Origin of the sequence: Aquimarina sp. TRL1 (assembly GCF_013365535.1) — a bacterium.
GTDB lineage: Bacteria > Bacteroidota > Bacteroidia > Flavobacteriales > Flavobacteriaceae > Aquimarina > Aquimarina hainanensis.
This window is the reverse complement of record NZ_CP053590.1, coordinates 3,207,285-3,228,838: the sequence shown is the minus strand read 5'-3', so window position 1 is coordinate 3,228,838 and position 21,554 is coordinate 3,207,285. Positions and strand designations below refer to the sequence as shown.

The following is a 21,554-nucleotide window of genomic DNA, read 5'->3' as shown; positions in this document are numbered from 1 at the left end:
CAACTACTTGTAAACACATCAATTATTGCAACATTATTGCAATTGATTGTTTCACAAAGACTTATTTAGTTCCTGCCGCTCTCCATTGGGTATAACGAAGGCAATGCATCACTTTGCCAATACTCTTTAGTTTCTATATCCAATGCTGTTAACTTTCCTGTAAAAGCAGCTCCGGTATCTATATTCCATACATTCACTCCCCTCATTGGAGTATCACGGTTATATTTGATTGTAGGAGTATGTCCTATATATATTTCAGAAAACAACTTCAGACGTTGGGGGTATACACTAGCTGTTTTCTCAATATTGGTATCCATTGTCAATGCCATTTCCCATAATGTTCTATCCCAGCTATAATTGGACTCATACACTTCTTTTTGGGGACCATGCATAGAGGAGAAACCTGCATGAATAAATAATCGATTCTGATCATCGATGTGGTAATTTTTTAGTTTTTTATAAAACGTGTAGTGAGCAGCCAGGTCATAAGATGCCCCTCTATATGAAGTAATTGTCTCTCTTCCTCCGTTTTGATACCAGATTTTATTATCTGTTTTTTGATACTCCAACCATTCTCCCCACCATACATCGTGGTTTCCTTTGATAAAAACACAGGTTTGTTTTTTATCTAGTTGTATTAGAAAATCAATAAGAGTTGCGGATTCACTCCATCCATCCACATAATCTCCTAAGAAAATAAGTCTGTCTTCTGTTGTTACTTTTGCTCTTTTAAGCAATTGTAATAGCGCTTTAAACCCTCCATGAATATCTCCTATGACTAATGTTCTCATTATTCAGTAACATTTATATACCGCGAAGGTACTGACTCTGTTAACCAAACTCCATTTTTTGATTTAAAAAAAGAAATTCCTTCCCGGTACATTTTTCCTGACTGGATAAACAGTATAACAGGTTTTCCTCTTCTGGCTCCAACTTTTGTAGCTGTTTCTATATCCTGACTCAGATGCACATGATGTCTATTCATTTTTAGCAACCCTTCTTTGCAAATAGATTTCATAAAAGCAGCAATTGTTCCATGGTATAACATTTCTGGGGGTTTTTCGGCTTCATAAGCTAATGCTACTGAAACGGAATGTCCTTGATTGGCCCGGATTTTGGTTTTATCATCATTAAAGGCGTAGCGCTGTTTATCATTTGTCTTTACCAAATGCTCTAATAATTCCTGATCCAATTGAGGGTAATACACCTTTATTTTCTCCAATAAACTAGAGACTTCTACCCAGCCATTTTTATCGAGTTGTATTCCTATTTTTTCAGGTTGATGCCTTAAAATCAAACTTAAAAACTTCCCTATTCTTTTATCATTGTTTTTCATTCTTCTCCTTCTTTTTTTGACATAAAACAGTTGATCATATTACTATCAGCCGATTACAAAAGCTTGCGATCAATTTTTCTATATCCTTATATCTTGCTATTTGGTTTTTCCATATTTGAGGTATATTATCATACCCATAATAAAGTCCTGCCATCCCTCCAGCAATAGCAGCAGTAGTGTCTGTATCTCCTCCTAAATTAACTGCTTTCAATACGGTTTTTTTATAGGTGTCTTCCTGTAGAAAGCACCATAAAGAAGCCTCCAACGAATGTAATACATATCCAGAACTATGTATAGCTTCTTCTTTTTGACTCTCTATATCCTGTACTAGTACCCTAGAAAACAGTGCTATTTCCTCAGGGTTAAATTCCATTTTTTTGGCAAAATCCAATACTCTTTCTTTTACTTTTTGATAAGCTGTTTTTTTATTTATGCCTTTCAACAATAACAATCCATATTCTACATATATAAAACAGGCAAACACTGATCTAAAATGAGCATGTGTAATTGACGAGACCTCTTTTACGATTTGATACCTCCTAGTCATATCTTTTTCAGGAGCTAAAAAATACACCAATGGTAAAATTCTCATGAGGGATCCATTCCCATTATCCTCTGCAAATAAATTCCCCGAAAACTTTGCAGATTCTCCCTTCATAATTCTTTGAATAGCATGCTTTGTACTTCCTCCTATATCGAATACCTCATGATGTGCTCCCCAAAAGCCTTCTCTATACCATCGCACAAAGTAGTTTCCTATTCTTTCGAGGTTATATTCTTCTAGTAAAGCAGCTATTGTGCAAAATAATAATGAGCTATCATCAGACCAGGTTCCTGGAGGTTGATTCCATGACATATAGCCCTTCATTTCTGAAACAGGGTTTTCTTTTAGACTTTCTCTTGTTTTAAATTCCACCGGAACTCCTAGAGCATCTCCAACAGCTACTCCAAAAATCCCTCCCCAAATACGATCTGCATTCATCTTGTTATAATTTTATCTGAGTAATGTTTTCTCCTTCTACATCTGCAAATGAGTTTGTTGTAAAAACAGTATCAAAACAATCCTCCAAAGCTGTTGTACCCTTACTAAATATCCCGTGACTTACAATTAAACTTAATTTTGCTGCCTGTTTTGCCCTCAATGCTGTTGCCAGCCCTAAAAATGTTCCTCCTCCATCACAGATATCATCTACTATAACACAATGTTTTCCTTCTAAAGTATCTTCGTATACTTTGAATCCAGATAGCTGCCCGGTTTTCACATCTCTTTTCTTAGAACACTCTACTACCGGAATTCCTCCTAAAAATCCTGAAACTTTATAAATTTTCTTTAAGGCTCCCCCATCAGGAGAAATCAACACGACCTCCTCTTTTATTTGCTCTAAAGATTCTTTTACAAAATCATAGTTATGAAGCACCGTTACATTATTTAGTAACGCTGGGACTACCTCTGAATGCGGATCAAATACCTTTACCTGACGATATCCCTGCGCATTTATGATATCTGTATACACTTTGACACTTAATGCCTCACCTACAACCATAACTCTGTCTTGTCTCGCTGCCGGAAAATACGGTATAAATACATCTATGGTGGCTACTCCCATCCTCTTTAATGCATCAGTTGCAATCAACAATAAGCCTAAATCATTGAATGATCGTATTCTATGAGTAATACAAATTTCTTCCCCCAGGGGTATCTCCTGAATTTTAATATGTGGCTCTCCTCCACTAAAAACAAATGCTTCAAAATGAATAGATGGTCCGAAAGGTGTAAAAAGAGGATCTAGATGTAGATAATTCATAATTGCGTTATTTTAACGCAAAAATACCTCAGAAAAACGATACCACAAAATATTTTGCGTAAAAAATACATTATTTAATTATTCCACAGAAGATACTAATGGATTAAAACTTTTTTTAGATCTCACAGGTATGCCCCAAAAATATATTATAAATAAGATAATGATCCGCTCATTATAGTGCTCCGCAGGGCAGTTCATTTCTCTTCACCATTAAAAAATATAGATTCAACGCTTGATTTATTCCCTATCCAATCTTTTATAAGATAGTTTACTTCATTCAGAACAGTACTTATTTTATATCAAACAAGAAGCCTTTTTCTTTTAGCATAAAATATTGTTTCTTATTAAATTTAAATAGGTTAGCTGGTCGCCCCCGTCCTTCCGAAACTTTTTCATCTAATTCTTCTAAAATTCCAAAACCAAGAATTTTCTTTCTAAAATTTCGCCTGTCTATTTTCTTTTCCAGAATAGTGGTATATAATTTTTCTAAATCCGAGAATAAAAATTTAGTTGCTAGCAAATCAAATCCTATAGGTTCGTACGTCAACTTGTTTTTTAATCGTTCTTTGGCAGCTTCAATAATAGTTGTATGATCAAAAGCAAGAGCCGGGAGTTCCTGAATATCAAACCATTGCACATCATTCGCATCTGTATCGGCTTTGATCGTATAATGCTCTGGTTTCACCAGACCAAAGTACGTAATACTAATGACCCTGTTTCTGGGGTCACGTCCTACCTCTCCAAAAGAGTACAATTGTTCCAGGTAATCAATAGTTACATTTGTTTCTTCTTTTAATTCTCGCTCTACTGCTGCTTCCAGGCTTTCTTCTTCTTTTACCAATCCTCCGGGTAATGCCCAATATTCCTGAAAGGGTGGAATATCTCTTTTTATTAATAGTACGCTTAATATATTGTCTTTATACCCAAAAACAACGCCATCAACTGCTACTTTTATGTTTTGATGCACCATATAAGCAAAGTTACATATTTATAATTTTTGTAAAAAAAGAAAACTCCTCAGGCTTTTCCTGAGGAGTTTTTAATATTGATAATAACTCGTAAAATGAGTTTATATGCTATTAAGAATTTTGCTTTTTAATAAGATTAAGTGCTGATCCTTCTTTAAACCATTCTATTTGTGAATCATTGTATGTATGATTCAATTGGATCGTATCTTTTGTTCCGTCTGCATGTACTATTTCTAATGCTAATTGTCTATCTGGAGCAAATTGATCCAGATCCAAGAAGTTAAAGGTATCATCTTCCTGAATTAAATCATAGTCATTTTCATTAGCAAATGTCAATCCTAACATTCCTTGTTTTTTCAGGTTTGTTTCGTGAATACGAGCAAATGATTTTACAATTACAGCTCTTACTCCAAGGTGACGAGGTTCCATTGCAGCATGTTCTCGGGAAGATCCTTCTCCATAGTTGTGATCTCCTACAACTATTGTTGGGATCCCTGCTGCTTTGTATGCTCGCTGTGTAGCCGGAACAGCATCATAGTCTCCAGTAATCTGACTCTTTACAGAATTTGTTTTCTTATTATAGGCATTTACTGCACCTATCAGACAGTTATTAGAAATATTATCCAGATGTCCTCGGTATCTCAACCAAGGTCCTGCCATTGAGATATGGTCTGTTGTACATTTTCCAAATGCTTTGATCAACAATTTAGCTCCTGTGATATTTTTTCCATCCCAGGCAGCAAATGGCGTTAATAATTCTAATCGCTCTGAATCAGGATTTACTACTACATTAACATGCGACCCATCTTCTTCAGGAGCTAAATATCCCGCATCTTCTACATCAAATCCTCTTGGAGGTAACTCCCATCCTGTTGGTTCATCCAACATAACTTCTTCTCCATTCTCATTCACCAACTTATCTGTTAAGGGGTTAAAATCCAACCTTCCTGAAATTGCTACAGCTGCTACCATCTCCGGAGATGCCACAAAGGCATGTGTATTTGGATTTCCATCGGCACGCTTCGCGAAGTTACGGTTAAAAGAATGTATAATTGAGTTTTTCTCTGCCTTATCTGCTCCTTCTCTTGCCCATTGTCCGATACATGGTCCGCATGCATTAGTAAATATTTTTGCATCCAGTTTTTCAAAAATATCTAATAAACCGTCTCTTTCTGCCGTATATCGTACTTGTTCTGATCCTGGATTAATCCCAAATTCTGCTTTTGTTTTTAATCCTTTATCAATAGCTTGCTGTGCTATCGAAGCCGCTCTTGATAAATCTTCATAAGAAGAGTTGGTACAAGAACCGATTAATCCCCATTCTACTTTCAAAGGCCAATCATTTTCTGTCGCCTTTTTATTCATTTCTCCTACTGGGGTTGCTAAATCAGGAGTAAAAGGTCCGTTAAGGTGTGGTAACAACTCTGACAAATTAATCTCGATAACTTGATCAAAATACTGTTCAGGGTTTGCATATACTTCTGGATCTCCGGTTAAATGTTCTTTTACTTCATTAGCTGCATCTGCTATATCACTTCGATCTGTAGAACGTAAATAACGTTCCATTGATTCATCATATCCAAAAGTAGAGGTAGTAGCTCCTACTTCCGCTCCCATATTACAGATCGTTCCTTTTCCTGTACAGGACATTGCTTCTGCTCCGGGACCAAAGTATTCTATTATCGCTCCGGTTCCTCCTTTTACTGTAAGAATTCCAGCTACTTTTAGTATTACATCTTTTGGAGCCGTCCACCCCGAAAGCTTTCCTGTTAGCTTTACTCCTATCAATTTAGGGAATTTTAACTCCCATGGCATCCCAGCCATTACATCCACTGCATCTGCTCCTCCAACTCCAATTGCAACCATTCCTAACCCTCCTGCATTAACTGTATGAGAGTCTGTTCCAATCATCATTCCTCCTGGGAAAGCATAGTTTTCCAAAACTACCTGATGAATAATTCCGGCTCCAGGTTTCCAGAATCCAATTCCGTATTTATTAGAAACTGATTCTAAGAAATTGAATACTTCGTTACTTGTATTTAAAGCGGTTTGCAAATCTTTATCTGCTCCAACTTTTGCCTGAATTAAGTGGTCACAGTGTACCGTAGTAGGTACTGCAACTTTGACTTTACCTGCCTGCATGAACTGTAGCAAAGCCATCTGTGCTGTTGCATCCTGACATGCGATACGATCCGGAGCAAAGTCCACATAATCTTTTCCTCTTGAAAAAGCCTTATCTGCTTTTCCATCCCATAGGTGGCTATATAAAATTTTCTCTGCTAAGGTCAAAGGTTTACCTGTAATCTCACGTGCTGCTGTAACACGTTCTGCTACTTGACTATAAACCTTTTTAATCATATCAATATCGAATGCCATACTTTATATTTTTATATATTAAAAAGTCTTGCAAAAATACAAATTTTAAAGCATTTTAGTGAGCTATAAGCTTTTCGCCTTTGTTTTTTACATTTTTCAAAAAAATAACTATTTCATTTTTTGAATTTTATAAAATACCCATCCCTATAATATAGAATCATTAAAAAAAAGATTTACGGGTATTCCTGCTATATTTTGCAGAAAACATGTGATGCCTTTTTCTTCTTTTCTATGTTACTCTGAAAATAAATCACTTACAAAAAAAAGCCAGTACTTATAAAAAATAAGCATTGGCTTTATCACTTAATTATAATTATCGGGATATGTAATTATTTCACAATAATAAATTCACTTCTTCTGTTTTCCTGATGTTCTTTGGTAGCACATGGAACTCCGTCTTCACATTTATTAACCAATTCCGTTTCTCCATATCCTTTTCCTGTCACTCTACCCGGGTCAATCTCTCCTTTCTCTATAATATATTTGATCGTACTCTTTGCTCGACGATCACTTAAACGTAGATTATAGCTATCATCTCCTCTACTATCCGTATGAGAACGAACATCTATACGTAATTGAGGATACTCTTTCATCGCTACAATAATCTTTTGTAATTCCACTTCGGCATCTGGTCGGATCTTTGACTTATCCAAATCAAAATAAATCTCTTCTAATGAAAGTAATTTTGCTAAGTCGTCCCCTTCTTCAACTTCTTTCTCCTCTAAAATACCCTGTTTAAGCACAAAAGAAACCTCGTATTGTTCTGCCAGACTAGCATTGGTTGTAAGAAGCTCTTCGGATGGACTATAACCAACCTGTGAGGCACGAATCAGGTATGATGTATTACAATCTATCTCAAAGGAATATTTCCCTTCATCATCTGTTAAGGTTCGGGTGATTTCTTCTCCATTGTCTTTTAACAAAACAACCAAAGCTTCTCCCATAGTGGCAGATGTTTGCTCATCTGTCACATTACCTGACACCATTTGTTTACAACTCGCTATTAAATCTTCCTTTTGACGGAAACTATAAATATCATCATTCCCAATACCTCCATCTCGATTACTCGCAAAATACCCCATTTTTGTGGCTTCATTCAGTACAAAGGAAAAATCATCTCTAGGACCATTAATCGGACGTCCAACATTATATGGAACTGAAAAATTAAAATGATCCTGAATAGAGATATATACATCCAATCCTCCTAAACCGGTATGACCATCACTAGAGAAATACAACACTCCTGAATCACTGATATAAGGAAACGTCTCTCGACCTTCTGTATTGATATGATCTCCCAGATTACGAGGGGTTCCATACCCTCCATCTTCTAAAATGTCTACTACATAAATATCGGATAACCCATAACTACCAGGCATATCACTGGCAAAATACAATTGTTTCCCATCTGCACTTAACGATGGATGCGCTACTGAATATTCTTCACTATTAAATGGTAATTCTTCTACATCTTTCCATTTATTACCATCTAAGGTAGCTTTGTATAGTTTTAATAAAATTGTCCCTTTTGAATCTGTTCCTACCTTTCTATGGCTATAATTATTTCTTGTAAAATACATTGTCTTTCCATCTTTACTAAAGGTCGTAGAAGATTCATGAAACTTTGTATTGATCTTCCCTTTTAGTTTTTTGGGAGCACTTAAGTCCCCATTTCCTTCTATTACATCAGAAGAATACAAATCCAAAAAAGGCATTTCATTCCATTCGTGTAAGGTCTTTGTCATATTCTGACCTTCTCTGGAAGAAGCAAAAATTAGTTGCCCCTGGTGGTTAAAGCTAGGAGCGTAGTCCGAATGAGGTGAGTTAACACTTAATTTCAATAGTTGGAATTTTCCTGACTGCATGTCTATAAAATCCAGATAATTTCGAGTACTCATAAAGGAGGATGCTCGAAGATCATTCCCTGCACTGGTATAAAATGCTTCCATGATTCTATCTGCTTCTTCATATCTGCGTTTACTTTTTAATCCCTGTGCATACCGAAATAAATACTCTGGCTCCATATCATCTCCATACTCGCTGATCAGACGTTCATACCAGGAAACCGATTCATCCAACTCTCCGTTGAAATAATAGGAATCTCCTATCTTTTTATACAAACTCGCAGAACTAAATCCTTTTTCTGCTACTTTTAGATACACCTTGCGAGCATCAACAAAAGCAAATCTCTCAAAATCATTATCCGCCTTTGTTAATTGTTTCTCTTGAGAGAAAACCACACTGGACAGTACTGCCATTAAAATGATACTTATTCTTATTTTTTTTACCATAACTATTGTTATTTATGTTAAAAGAATCGAGGGGTTAATACTCTATCATATTTTTTAAATAGTTCAAATCGCACTAAAACTTCATAACTTCCATCATTGAATACTGCTTTACCTAATTCCGTAGTTTCTCTATCATATCCAAAACCAACCATCATCGCATCTGAAACCTGTAGTCCTACCATACCACTCAGGGCTGCATCCCATCTATAACCTACTCCTAACGTTAATTTTTCATATAATAAAAAACTAGCTGAAACATCTACCTGTAAAGGAGCTCCAAAAACCAGTTTAGTTAATAAAGCAGGTTTAAACTTTATATATTCATTGATATCAAATGTATGACCGGTAATAAGATAGTAATTGATTCGCTCTTCAGCAATAAAAGCCTCTGAATTATTGTTATTTACAGTAGCACTTTCATCAAAATGTTTTGTTTCTAAGAGATTTGGAGCACTTAAGCCCATATAAAAGCGATCAGTATAGTAATATAACCCTATCCCTACATTGGGACTGAACTTGTTATCAATGTTATTTTCAAAAAGTGCATCGTTGACATCAAACTTACTCAATCGTTGAAAATCTACATCGAGCAAATGTCCTCCCGCTTTTAACCCAAAACTTAAACGACCTATGTCAGAAGTAGGAATTGTATATGAAAAATCAATATCAAAATACGTCTCTCTGGTAGGACCAATTTCATCGTTAACAATAGAAACTCCTAACCCAACTCTATCCGTATCTCCTAAAGGGGTATTAAAGGATATGGTTTGGGTTCTGGGAGCTCCGTCCAAACCAACCCACTGGCTTCGATGAAGTCCATTAATACTAAAGACACCTCGACTACCAGCATAAGCTGGGTTAACACTGATTGTATTATACATATACTGGGTGTATTGAGCATCTTGCTGAGCATATAAACTTGTCAAAACAAAGAATGCAATACATGCACTTACTCTGGTTACAATTGTTTTTTTCATAATGTATATGGGGATTTAGTCAACAGGTATTTCGTCAATTAGAAATACCTGTTGAGTACATTTTTTAAGTATATTATCTGTTTATATATAAGTAGCCTGTTTTAGACTGATTCACTCCGTCAGAATCCACATAGTTCAAAACATAATAGTAAGTTCCTACCGGTAGTTTCTTACTCCCCTGAATGGTTACTCTACCATTCGAAGTTCCTGTAAAATATGCAGTCCCGGATTGTTCATATCCACTGGCCTCAAATACCATCACTCCCCATCTGTTATAAATACGCAATGTATTATTGGGATATTTCTCCAATCCTTCTATTCGCAATTCATCATTCACTCCATCTCCATTAGGGCTAATCCCTGTATGAATTGTAACATCTCCTTCACATCCTAAAGAACTAACATCTACTGTTTGAGGTAATGTTATACTTGATCCATTATAGTCACAAGGACTAAGACCATCTGTACCGTCTTTTACTTCATCTCCATCAGTGACTCCATCTCCATCAGTATCTTTTTTAACTGCATCAGTACCATTAGTCACTTCATCTTCATTTGTAACTCCATCCTCATCACAATCCAAAGCATTCCATTCATCACTAACAATACTTATATCCTGATCATCGGCATTATAATCACATCCATCAAATGGATTTGTATTTTCTGGTCCTGCTACACCATCTCCATCAGGATCTACTTCTACTCCATTGATAACTCCATCTCCATCACAATCTGACATTGCCCAAACATCGTAAGTTGAAGAAGACATATCTGGTATAACCTGATTTGAAACACTACATGCATCCTGAGGATCCGTTCCGTTCGTCACTTCCTCACCATTATTTTCTCCATCTCCATCACAATCCAATGTCTCCCAATTCGCATCAGGCACTAATGTTACACTAGCTCCATTATAATCACAATTATCCAGACCATCGGTTCCATCTGTTTTTTCATCTCCATCTGTTACTCCATCACCATCTGTATCTGGGTCTATCGGATCTGTACCATCTGTAATCTCCTGTCCGTTGGTAACTCCATCCTCATCACAGTCTAATGCATTCCAGGCTGCACTTGGTGTCGCATCCTGATTCGCTGCTACTAAACTACATCCATCAGTTGGGTCAGTACCATCTGTAATCTCTTGTCCGTTGGTAACTCCATCCTCATCACAGTCTAATGCATTCCAGGCTGCACTTGGTGTCGCATCCTGATTCGCTGCTACTAAACTACATCCGTCAGTTGGGTCAGTACCATCTGTAATCTCTTGTCCGTTGGTAACTCCATCCTCATCACAGTCTAATGCATTCCAGGCTGCACTTGGTGTCGCATCCTGATTCGCTGCTACTAAACTACATCCGTCAGTTGGGTCGGTACCATCTGTAATCTCTTGTCCGTTGGTAACTCCATCCTCATCACAGTCTAATGCATTCCAGGATACACTTGGTGTCGCATCCTGATTCGCTGCTACTAAACTACATCCATCAGTTGGGTCAGTACCATCTGTAATCTCCTGTCCGTTGGTAACTCCATCCTCATCACAGTCTAATGCATTCCAGGCTGCACTTGGTGTCGCATCCTGATTCGCTGCTACTAAACTACATCCGTCAGTTGGGTCAGTACCATCTGTAATCTCCTGTCCGTTGGTAACTCCATCCTCATCACAGTCTAATGCATTCCAGGCTGCACTTGGTGTCGCATCCTGATTCGCTGCTACTAAACTACATCCGTCAGTTGGGTCAGTACCATCTGTAATCTCTTGTCCGTTGGTAACTCCATCCTCATCACAGTCTAATGCATTCCAGGCTGCACTTGGTGTCGCATCCTGATTCGCTGCTACTAAACTACATCCATCAGTTGGGTCAGTACCATCTGTAATCTCCTGTCCGTTGGTAACTCCATCCTCATCACAGTCTAATGCATTCCAGGCTGCACTTGGTGTCACATCCTGATTCGCTGCTACTAAACTACATCCGTCAGTTGGGTCAGTACCATCTGTAATCTCCTGTCCGTTGGTAACTCCATCCTCATCACAGTCTAATGCATTCCAGGCTGCACTTGGTGTCGCATCCTGATTCGCTGCTACTAAACTACATCCGTCAGTTGGGTCAGTACCATCTGTAATCTCTTGTCCGTTGGTAACTCCATCCTCATCACAGTCTAATGCATTCCAGGCTGCACTTGGTGTCGCATCCTGATTCGCTGCTACTAAACTACATCCATCAGTTGGGTCAGTACCATCTGTAATCTCCTGTCCGTTGGTAACTCCATCCTCATCACAGTCTAATGCATTCCAGGCTGCACTTGGTGTCACATCCTGATTCGCTGCTACTAAACTACATCCGTCAGTTGGGTCAGTACCATCTGTAATCTCCTGTCCGTTGGTAACTCCATCCTCATCACAGTCTAATGCATTCCAGGCTGCACTTGGTGTCGCATCCTGATTCGCTGCTACTAAACTACATCCGTCAGTTGGGTCAGTACCATCTGTAATCTCTTGTCCGTTGGTAACTCCATCCTCATCACAGTCTAATGCATTCCAGGCTGCACTTGGTGTCGCATCCTGATTCGCTGCTACTAAACTACATCCATCAGTTGGGTCAGTACCATCTGTAATCTCCTGTCCGTTGGTAACTCCATCCTCATCACAGTCTAATGCATTCCAGGCTGCACTTGGTGTCACATCCTGATTCGCTGCTACTAAACTACATCCATCAGTTGGGTCGGTACCATCTGTAATCTCTTGTCCGTTGGTAACTCCATCCTCATCACAGTCTAATGCATTCCAGGCTGCACTTGGTGTCGCATCCTGATTCGCTGCTACTAAACTACATCCGTCAGTTGGGTCAGTACCATCTGTAATCTCCTGTCCGTTGGTAACTCCATCCTCATCACAGTCTAATGCATTCCAGGCTGCACTTGGTGTCGCATCCTGATTCGCTGCTACTAAACTACATCCGTCAGTTGGGTCAGTACCATCTGTAATCTCCTGTCCGTTGGTAACTCCATCCTCATCACAGTCTAATGCATTCCAGGCTGCACTTGGTGTCGCATCCTGATTCGCTGCTACTAAACTACATCCATCAGTTGGGTCAGTACCATCTGTAATCTCCTGTCCGTTGGTAACTCCATCCTCATCACAGTCTAATGCATTCCAGGCTGCACTTGGTGTCGCATCCTGATTCGCTGCTACTAAACTACATCCGTCAGTTGGGTCAGTACCATCTGTAATCTCTTGTCCGTTGGTAACTCCATCCTCATCACAGTCTAATGCATTCCAGGCTGCACTTGGTGTCGCATCCTGATTCGCTGCTACTAAACTACATCCGTCAGTTGGGTCAGTACCATCTGTAATCTCTTGTCCGTTGGTAACTCCATCCTCATCACAGTCTAATGCATTCCAGGCTGCACTTGGTGTCGCATCCTGATTCGCTGCTACTAAACTACATCCATCAGTTGGGTCAGTACCATCTGTAATCTCCTGTCCGTTGGTAACTCCATCCTCATCACAGTCTAATGCATTCCAGGCTGCACTTGGTGTCGCATCCTGATTCGCTGCTACTAAACTACATCCATCAGTTGGGTCAGTACCATCTGTAATCTCTTGTCCGTTGGTAACTCCATCCTCATCACAGTCTAATGCATTCCAGGCTGCACTTGGTGTCGCATCCTGATTCGCTGCTACTAAACTACATCCGTCAGTTGGGTCAGTACCATCTGTAATCTCTTGTCCGTTGGTAACTCCATCCTCATCACAGTCTAATGCATTCCAGGCTGCACTTGGTGTCGCATCCTGATTCGCTGCTACTAAACTACATCCGTCAGTTGGGTCGGTACCATCTGTAATCTCTTGTCCGTTGGTAACTCCATCCTCATCACAGTCTAATGCATTCCAGGCTGCACTTGGTGTCGCATCCTGATTCGCTGCTACTAAACTACATCCATCAGTTGGATCGGTACCATCTGTAATCTCCTGTCCGTTGGTAACTCCATCCTCATCACAGTCTAATGCATTCCAGGCTGCACTTGGTGTCGCATCCTGATTCGCTGCTACTAAACTACATCCGTCAGTTGGGTCAGTACCATCTGTAATCTCCTGTCCGTTGGTAACTCCATCCTCATCACAGTCTAATGCGTTCCAGGCTGCACTTGGTGTCGCATCCTGATTCGCTGCTACTAAACTACATCCGTCAGTTGGGTCAGTACCATCTGTAATCTCCTGTCCGTTGGTAACTCCATCCTCATCACAGTCTAATGCATTCCAGGCTGCACTTGGTGTCGCATCCTGATTCGCTGCTACTAAACTACATCCGTCAGTTGGGTCAGTACCATCTGTAATCTCCTGTCCGTTGGTAACTCCATCCTCATCACAGTCTAATGCATTCCAGGCTGCACTTGGTGTCGCATCCTGATTCGCTGCTACTAAACTACATCCATCAGTTGGGTCAGTACCATCTGTAATCTCCTGTCCGTTGGTAACTCCATCCTCATCACAGTCTAATGCATTCCAGGCTGCACTTGGTGTCACATCCTGATTCGCTGCTACTAAACTACATCCATCAGTTGGGTCGGTACCATCTGTAATCTCTTGTCCGTTGGTAACTCCATCCTCATCACAGTCTAATGCATTCCAGGCTGCACTTGGTGTCGCATCCTGATTCGCTGCTACTAAACTACATCCGTCAGTTGGGTCAGTACCATCTGTAATCTCCTGTCCGTTGGTAACTCCATCCTCATCACAGTCTAATGCATTCCAGGCTGCACTTGGTGTCGCATCCTGATTCGCTGCTACTAAACTACATCCGTCAGTTGGGTCGGTACCATCTGTAATCTCTTGTCCGTTGGTAACTCCATCCTCATCACAGTCTAATGCATTCCAGGCTGCACTTGGTGTCGCATCCTGATTCGCTGCTACTAAACTACATCCGTCAGTTGGGTCAGTACCATCTGTAATCTCCTGTCCGTTGGTAACTCCATCCTCATCACAGTCTAATGCATTCCAGGCTGCACTTGGTGTCGCATCCTGATTCGCTGCTACTAAACTACATCCGTCAGTTGGGTCAGTACCATCTGTAATCTCCTGTCCGTTGGTAACTCCATCCTCATCACAGTCTAATGCGTTCCAGGCTGCACTTGGTGTCGCATCCTGATTCGCTGCTACTAAACTACATCCGTCAGTTGGGTCAGTACCATCTGTAATCTCCTGTCCGTTGGTAACTCCATCCTCATCACAGTCTAATGCATTCCAGGCTGCACTTGGTGTCGCATCCTGATTCGCTGCTACTAAACTACATCCATCAGTTGGGTCAGTACCATCTGTAATCTCTTGTCCGTTGGTAACTCCATCCTCATCACAGTCTAATGCATTCCAGGCTGCACTTGGTGTCGCATCCTGATTCGCTGCTACTAAACTACATCCATCAGTTGGATCGGTACCATCTGTAATCTCTTGTCCATTGGTAACCCCATCCTCATCACAGTCTAATGCATTCCAGGCTGCACTTGGTGTCGCATCCTGATTCGCTGCTACTAAACTACATCCATCAGTTGGGTCGGTACCATCTGTAATCTCTTGTCCGTTGGTAACTCCATCCTCATCACAGTCTAATGCATTCCAGGCTGCACTTGGTGTCGCATCCTGATTCGCTGCTACTAAACTACATCCGTCAGTTGGGTCAGTACCATCTGTAATCTCCTGTCCGTTGGTAACTCCATCCTCATCACAGTCTAATGCATTCCAGGCTGCACTTGGTGTCGCATCCTGATTCGCTGCTACTAAACTACATCCGTCAGTTGGGTCAGTACCATCTGTAATCTCCTGTCCGTTGGTAACTCCATCCTCATCACAGTCTAATGCATTCCAGGCTGCACTTGGTGTCGCATCCTGATTCGCTGCTACTAAACTACATCCATCAGTTGGGTCAGTACCATCTGTAATCTCCTGTCCGTTGGTAACTCCATCCTCATCACAGTCTAATGCATTCCAGGCTGCACTTGGTGTCGCATCCTGATTCGCTGCTACTAAACTACATCCGTCAGTTGGGTCAGTACCATCTGTAATCTCCTGTCCGTTGGTAACTCCATCCTCATCACAGTCTAATGCATTCCAGGCTGCACTTGGTGTCGCATCCTGATTCGCTGCTACTAAACTACATCCGTCAGTTGGGTCAGTACCATCTGTAATCTCCTGTCCGTTGGTAACTCCATCCTCATCACAGTCTAATGCATTCCAGGCTGCACTTGGTGTCGCATCCTGATTCGCTGCTACTAAACTACATCCATCAGTTGGGTCAGTACCATCTGTAATCTCCTGTCCGTTGGTAACTCCATCCTCATCACAGTCTAATGCATTCCAGGCTGCACTAACATTAGCGATAACCTGATCTGAAGTATTATAATCACATCCATCAAAAGGATCTGTCTGGTTAGGTCCTGTTGTATTATCATTATCCTGATCAACCTCCAATCCATTAGTTACTCCATCTTCATCACAATCTGCCGCTGCCCATATTGCATATCCGACATCTGTGAAATTTGGTATTACTGTTGCTGCGCAAGGCTCACAAACAATCTTTATGGAATCATCAGTAACAGATGGTACAGTACCTGTTGTATACGATGCTGCCGCAACACTTCCATCCGGATTGATCTTACCGGAACCATCGCCTTCTACAGCTGTATCAGCATCTCCATATTCTCCTCCATCACCATTATCCGCATTTGCATCTCCATAAGCTTCATTAGCATCATTACACCCATCATTATCAGAATCAGGATCTAAATAATCCGGTAATCCATCTCCATCTTCATTATCATTTGCAGCCGTACCATTACCGTCTGTATCTTCTTCGCTGGTATAAATCCCATCATTATCATCATCTACATCTAAATAGTTTGGTATTCCATCTCCATCTGTATCATCATCTGTATTATCTCCATTACCATTTAAATCCTCATCTGTATTCAATACACCATCACAATCCAGATCAAAAGCAGGGCACGCATCTGGACATGCAGCTCCATCATTAGAACCAGAAGCAGCTCCTGTTAATAACAATGTAGCTGAAGGGCTAGCACTTTCATAATCGTTAATTCTATAGAAACCTCCTGTCCCATTTCTGAATACGTATAAGTTATTTTGAGCATCCCCGAAAGTTGCCCCATATCCTCCAGAGCTTGCTCCTAATCCTGATACGGTTTTACTGGTTACTACAATTGGGTCTGTTGTTAAATCTGCTACTCTTAATCGATTATCTTTTACTCCATATGCTATATCATTGATAATAATAAAATCAGCTACATCAAAATTTGCTCCCGTCGTATTAATTTGATCATAGGTATTAGTCGCAATATCTACTTTTCTAAAAAAACCAGAACCAGACTGCTTAATCCACATAGCTCCACTACTATCAAAATCGGCAGCATTGACATTGGACCCCATAGGGTTACTTGTAGCATTATCTATTAAATCACCTAAATCAGCTATATTTCCATTTCCATCTATTTTTAATAAATGCCTGGTCGTATTATCTACTCCATATACAAATCCATCAACTGGATTATATCCTATAGAATTATAAGCATTTACCCAAGGACTTCCTACATCTGAATACAAACCTGTAGCCGGGTCCATAATTCTGAACTGATCCGTCACTACTTGATAAAAACCTGGAGTACATCCAAAAGAAGTTAACGCATCTCTATAATCTACATCTTCGACAGCCACATCATTGTCTGAATCAGGAAAGTTATCTGCCTGACTATTATCAAAACTTCCATTAACGTCCGTATAATCATCGCCGTTATCTATTGCATCATCCAAACCATTAGCTCCGACATTACCAGATAGCGTAAGTCCCGCTTCTGCAGTATCATTTCCTCCTTCATTATCTGAATCCAGATCTATGTAATCAGGCGTATCTAAATTATCTGTATTCACCGGAGTCAAACCTTCATTTCCCGTACCTTCATAAGCATCGTCCAATCCATCATTATCGCTATCATTCCCCGATGGAGGAATATATCCGTTCGTGGTCTGTGCTTCTATATTATCCGGAATACCATCTCCGTCACTATCTAAATCCATATGATCAGGAATCCCATCATTATCTAAATCATTATCTGATAAACATATATTATCAAAAATAACATCTCTTCCTTCTCCTGGAAAGCCTTCTATTGCATCCCATGTTAATCCTAACTTATAAGTTCCAGTTGCTTCATTATGAATAAATGTACTTATGTAAGTACTCTGAGTATCCGTTATTACTATCCCGGAAGCCGTTCCTGTAGTTCCTCCTGTAGTATATTCATTAATTTCCGAAATTAAATTCCCTGAATTATCCATAATAACCCATTTGAAATTCACTACCTCAAACTGAACAGCACTCAGAAAATGAGCATCAAACTTAAATGTATATGCTTTACCATTTTCTAATGTAAAAAGATCTGTATTTTCTGTAATTACCTTATTTATTGGATACAAATCCCCATCATTATCTACATTATACTGAACTGTTCCTCCTGTATAATTGATTCCTCCTGTGTCTCCTGAAGCAAAACTACTTGTCCATTTATCACTCCCATTAGAGAAATCTCCATTTGCTATCAAGTTAGTGTCACATAATGCCTCTACTGTATCAAGAATCCCATCATTATCATCATCCAAATCTACGGCATCAGGAATTCCATCATTATCATTATCACTATCTGTCGCATCTCTATAATCTACATCTTCAATAGCAACATCACTATCTTCATCGGGAAAGTTATCTGTTTGTGTATTATCAAAACTACCGTTGACATCGGTATAATCATCTCCATTATCATAACTATTATCTAGCCCATTAGCTCCAACGCTACCTGATAATGTAAGACCTGCTTCAATTGTATCATTCCCTCCTTCATTATCTGAATCTAAATCTAAGTAATCCGGCTGATCTGTTCCATCTGTATTTACAGGGGTTAACCCTTCATTTCCTGTTCCTTCGTAAGCATCATCCAATCCATCATTATCGCTATCATTTCCTGAAGGAGGAATATATCCGTTCGTCGTCTGTGCTTCTATATTATCCGGAATACCATCTCCGTCACTGTCTAGATCTTTGTGATTAGATATTCCATCATTATCTGAATCTTCTACTAAAGGTAAATCATTACAAAAATTATCGAACCTGATTTTATGTTCATTCACAACACTTCCGGTTGAGGCTGTAAAACCAAAATGAACCATATTGCTTCCGCCAAAATGATTTGACACAACATCACCTGTATAACTACCGGCTGTTATACCATCAACTTTATATACTAATGTTTTAGTCGTAAAATCCCAACTCACTTCTACAGGGTGCCATGCGCCATCCTCAAGTTGCCCCAAAGAAACCGCTCCTGATAAATGAATACTTTGATCATCTGAATCCCATATCATTCCATGGTCATCTACAATATCGCCTGTACTCCCTCCGTTATTAAATGTATCTAATTCTAATACAATTCCATTTTGAATTCCTAAGGCACCTATACCATTTCCATCGCTTCCTGATGCTGATGTGCCTGCTGGATCATCATGAAAAACTATTGCAATACCATCTGCTCCTGAATTTAAAAAATCAGATTCGTTATTATTCGTTCCTAAATATGCTTCAAAAAGTATTGTAAAATTACTTTCAAAATCAATTTTGCTCACTGACATTACTTGCCCTGATTGATTTAAGCTATTTGGAGTCAATTGCATTTCTTTTGCTCCTAATTTATTAGCATCCCCGACAATATTAAAAAGACCATCAACTTCTGTTGAGGCATTTATGCCTATTTCTTCACAATCCAAAATCCCATCATTATCATCGTCCAGGTCTACAAAATCAGGAATCCCATCATTATCATTATCACTATTTGTCGCATCTCTATAATCTACATCTTCAATAGCTACATCACTATCTTCATCCGGGAAATTATCTGCTTGGGTATTATCAAAGTTACCATTGACATCAGTATAGTCATCTCCATTATCATAACTATTATCTAGCCCATTAGCTCCCTGATTACCTGATAGTGTAAGACCTGCTTCTGCTGTATCATTACCTCCTTCATTATCTGAATCCATATCCAGGTAGTCCGGATTATCCGTTCCATCAGTATTTACTGGGGTTACCCCTCCTAAATAAGCTGAATTTACTCCATTATTAGTCGTATATGTTGCTGCACTATCTGTATTCGGTGCTATATATCCGTTTGTTGCTTGTCCTTCTATATTATCTGGAATCCCATCATTATCAGAATCTAAATCTTCTGGATCAAAAATCCCATCTCCATCTGAATCTGTACATGTTACTAACCTAAATGATCTCCATGCAATTCCTGAAGAAAGTCCTGTTAAATCTAATACTTCTACTTTTGTTACATCATGAAGATCCATGGGAATTTCAAAAGGATTTCCTCCTGCATTTCCATTAGGTACTGCCACTGATGATAACGTACCAATCAAGACATCTGAACTGTTATAAAAATTAATTGTACCAATTGTATTTATTGCCTGAGGATCTCCTAATAGACTTCCTGCATTATTATAAATTCGCAATGTCTGCAACCTAGAAGAAGGATAGGTATACGTAACATCAGAATAGCCTCCTGAAGGCGCTGCATCTGCAATATAAGTTCCTAAATTACCATCTATAGTGTTTATTAAAGCTCCAGGAGTATCACTTCCGTTATTAGGATTATTAAAATCATCATCGGTACTACTAACTCCCGTTGGGATAACTTCTACAGATAGACATTCAACACTATCTAAAATCCCATCATTATCATTATCTAAATCCACATCATCTGTCACTCCATCTCCATCGGTATCTGTCGTAGTTGGTCCTGATCCCCCTGATAATCCTGCCGCAATTCCTTTAGCTTCTGCACAATTCGCCGCAACAGCATCTGTAAGTCCTGCCGGCCACATACTACATGTAGCCTGTGTAGCATTGGGACCACAAAGTGTAGCTCCTCCCTCACTTAGACTGGTTATTGTATTCATAGCAATCCAGTTGACACTGGTAGAATTCGTCAGTGTTGATCCTGACCCACCACTTACCTGAGCTTTATCTATAAAATAGGCTTCACAACTCCCATCTCCTATATACACAACACTTGGATAGGTTTCTGCCTGCTGTGTAAATGTCGAACACACTTCTACTACAGAACAATTATTCATTTCTATAGTCGCACTATGTCCTGGGTTTAAATTTCCAAAGAATGTAGGGTCGTTTTGAGTCAATGATCCATTTATAGAGAAAAAAGATCCGACACCTAATCGTAAGACTGAGGTGACTGCTGTTCCAAAAATCCCAATTTCTGATGAACCTACGTAAGTAATACCGGCCCCATCATTGACTACAACAGTTCCCTGAATTGTCAGAACACCATTTCCTTGTAATTCAAAACCGGATTCTATGTGTAATTCTCCACCAGATTGAATTGTAAGATTTGCATTACCTATATCTAAATCCTGGCTAAGACAATATACTTCTCCTGAAGCAATTGTATTAGTTGGGCTACTTGCATAATCAATTGCTCCCGCAGGGCATTGCGCATACATCGTTTCTGAAACAAATACACTAAAAAGAACTCCTATTATAAAAAAAGGAACTCTCTGTAGTGTATCGAATACTTTCGTTAAACCGGTTAAGTAATGATTATTCATATTCAATCTGGTTTTAAATTTACTTTTATAGACTCAGGACATATTTATTAAAAAACAATACGTTGTTTTAAAGCGAACAACTTCACTTCAAAACAATCATTTATAAATCAAC

Annotated in this window: 9 protein-coding genes; all 9 read right to left on the bottom strand. The window is 39.4% G+C overall.

The genetic code is table 11. The features are described from left to right. Window positions 1-65: 65 nt before the first annotated feature. On the bottom strand, window positions 66-794 hold the full coding sequence (locus HN014_RS13025; RefSeq protein ID WP_176031113.1) for a metallophosphoesterase family protein: 729 nt from the start codon (window positions 792-794) through the stop codon (window positions 66-68). Further along, the gene (locus HN014_RS13020) at window positions 791-1,336 is read right to left on the bottom strand and encodes an RNA 2'-phosphotransferase (protein ID WP_176029293.1); all 546 of its coding nucleotides are present in this window, start codon (window positions 1,334-1,336) and stop codon (window positions 791-793) included. Before HN014_RS13020 ends, HN014_RS13025 begins: the two co-directional genes overlap by 4 nt. A 34-nt stretch (window positions 1,337-1,370) precedes the next feature. Beyond that, the gene (locus HN014_RS13015; protein WP_176029292.1) at window positions 1,371-2,318 is read right to left on the bottom strand and encodes an ADP-ribosylglycohydrolase family protein; all 948 of its coding nucleotides are present in this window, start codon (window positions 2,316-2,318) and stop codon (window positions 1,371-1,373) included. 4 nt (window positions 2,319-2,322) lie between these two features. Beyond that, a complete protein-coding gene (gene prs / locus HN014_RS13010; protein WP_176029291.1) occupies window positions 2,323-3,141 on the bottom strand; it encodes a ribose-phosphate diphosphokinase in 819 nt (272 codons plus the stop codon). A gap of 289 nt (window positions 3,142-3,430) precedes the next feature. After that, entirely contained in the window at window positions 3,431-4,111 is a 681-nt protein-coding gene (locus HN014_RS13005; RefSeq protein WP_176029290.1) for an NUDIX domain-containing protein, read from the bottom strand. Between the two features lie 109 nt (window positions 4,112-4,220). After that, window positions 4,221-6,485: an aconitate hydratase gene (locus tag HN014_RS13000; protein ID WP_176029289.1), complete on the bottom strand. Its 2,265-nt coding sequence runs from the start codon at window positions 6,483-6,485 to the stop codon at window positions 4,221-4,223. Window positions 6,486-6,814: 329 nt separating this feature from the next. After that, window positions 6,815-8,776 (bottom strand): OmpA family protein, encoded by a 1,962-nt coding sequence (locus HN014_RS12995; protein ID WP_176029288.1) that lies wholly within the window; start codon window positions 8,774-8,776, stop codon window positions 6,815-6,817. Between the two features lie 17 nt (window positions 8,777-8,793). Continuing rightward, entirely contained in the window at window positions 8,794-9,753 is a 960-nt protein-coding gene (locus tag HN014_RS12990) for a type IX secretion system membrane protein PorP/SprF (protein ID WP_176029287.1), read from the bottom strand. Window positions 9,754-9,826: 73 nt separating this feature from the next. Then, window positions 9,827-21,442, bottom strand: coding sequence for a gliding motility-associated C-terminal domain-containing protein (locus tag HN014_RS12985; RefSeq protein ID WP_176029286.1), 11,616 nt, complete (start codon window positions 21,440-21,442; stop codon window positions 9,827-9,829). Between the last annotated feature and the right edge of the window lie 112 nt (window positions 21,443-21,554).

Excerpts from the sequence above, each read along its gene's own strand:
- HN014_RS13020 (WP_176029293.1), bottom strand. The coding sequence starts at position 1,336 with ATGAAAAACAATGATAAAAGAATAGGGAAGTTTTTAAGTTTGATTTTA.
- HN014_RS13015 (WP_176029292.1), bottom strand. The coding sequence starts at position 2,318 with ATGAATGCAGATCGTATTTGGGGAGGGATTTTTGGAGTAGCTGTTGGA.
- prs (WP_176029291.1), bottom strand. The coding sequence starts at position 3,141 with ATGAATTATCTACATCTAGATCCTCTTTTTACACCTTTCGGACCATCT.
- HN014_RS13005 (WP_176029290.1), bottom strand. The coding sequence starts at position 4,111 with ATGGTGCATCAAAACATAAAAGTAGCAGTTGATGGCGTTGTTTTTGGG.
- HN014_RS13000 (WP_176029289.1), bottom strand. The coding sequence starts at position 6,485 with ATGGCATTCGATATTGATATGATTAAAAAGGTTTATAGTCAAGTAGCA.
- HN014_RS12995 (WP_176029288.1), bottom strand. The coding sequence starts at position 8,776 with ATGGTAAAAAAAATAAGAATAAGTATCATTTTAATGGCAGTACTGTCC.
- HN014_RS12990 (WP_176029287.1), bottom strand. The coding sequence starts at position 9,753 with ATGAAAAAAACAATTGTAACCAGAGTAAGTGCATGTATTGCATTCTTT.
- HN014_RS12985 (WP_176029286.1), bottom strand. The coding sequence starts at position 21,442 with ATGAATAATCATTACTTAACCGGTTTAACGAAAGTATTCGATACACTA.